The organism is Synechococcus sp. R55.7, from assembly GCF_047461955.1.
Classification (GTDB): Bacteria; Cyanobacteriota; Cyanobacteriia; order Thermostichales; family Thermostichaceae; genus Thermostichus.
In genome coordinates this window covers 1-1046 of sequence record NZ_JANSIC010000382.1, presented here as the reverse complement: position 1 = coordinate 1046, position 1046 = coordinate 1, and the positions used below count along the sequence as shown (strand labels likewise).

The 1046-nt window shown below is 58.2% G+C and carries 1 protein-coding gene; it reads left to right on the top strand.

Annotated elements, in window-relative coordinates; translation table 11 throughout:
* The first annotated feature begins 88 nt into the window (after nucleotides 1–88).
* The gene (locus NW820_RS12635) at nucleotides 89–817 is read left to right on the top strand and encodes an SDR family oxidoreductase (protein WP_011433499.1); all 729 of its coding nucleotides are present in this window, start codon (nucleotides 89–91) and stop codon (nucleotides 815–817) included.
* Nucleotides 818–1046 lie beyond the last annotated feature (229 nt).

Sequence of the window (1046 nt, the reverse complement as noted above, 5' to 3'; positions counted from 1 at the left end):
ATGACCTCTGTCGAGGGATCCAGTGGGGCTGTGACTGGCTTGTCGGGATCCCTGTGTATGATGGGAAAAAGAGTTTAAGAAACGTAACGTGTCTTCTCCGCTATCGCAGGCAGTTATTTTGATCACAGGGGCAACAGGGGGTATCGGCAGCGTCCTGGTGCCCATGCTGGCTCAGGCCGGATCCCATCTGGTGTTGGCCGCTCGGCGAGAAGAGCCCCTGCGAGCTCTGGTGGAGAAATCAGCCTCTTTGGGGGCTGCCTCTGGATTGGGGATCCCCACTGATGTGACGGACTATGCCCAGGTAGAGGCACTGGTCAACCAAACGGTGCAAAAGCATGGGCGCATTGACGTGCTGATTAACCTGGCCGGGGCCGGGATCCTGAAGCCTGCTCCCCAGCTAACCCCCGCAGACCTGGAGCGAATGCTGGCGGTCAACCTGAAGGGCAGCTTCTACACCAGCCAACTGGCTGCCAACCCCATGCGGGAGCAAAAATCCGGCCACATCCTCAATTTTCCCGGCGTCCTTGGACGTTATCCCATGGCGATGGCCTCTGCTTACTGTGCGGCCAAGTTTGGGGTGGTCGGGTTTAGCAAGTGCATGGCCGATGAGCTGAAGCGCTTTGGGGTCAGATTTACGCTGTTTTACTTCGGGGGCATCGACTCACCCTTCTGGGATCCCATCAGCCTGAAGGTGCAACGAGACAAGATGCTCAGCCCTGCCACGGCTGCGGAAGCCATCTGCTTTGCCCTTACAGCGCCCGCTGGTGCTGTACCGAGCGAGATAGTGTTGCAGCCGGAAAGCCACCAATTCCTTTGACCAAGTGTTTTGCCGTCCTTTTGCTGGGGTTGAGGCGGCAGCAGCTTGTCTTTTGGTGAAACAAGCGCTCGAGTTTCTCTCTTGGGCTCCCCCCGTCTCAATCTTGCTCTCTGCAGCCCAAAGCGCCAGCAGGGATCCTCATTTCTTGGCGGCAACGTTGGATCAGATCTCCCGACACCCCCACCAACCGTCCTAGCCATTCGTCCGGCACAGAAGCAAGCAACGCCGG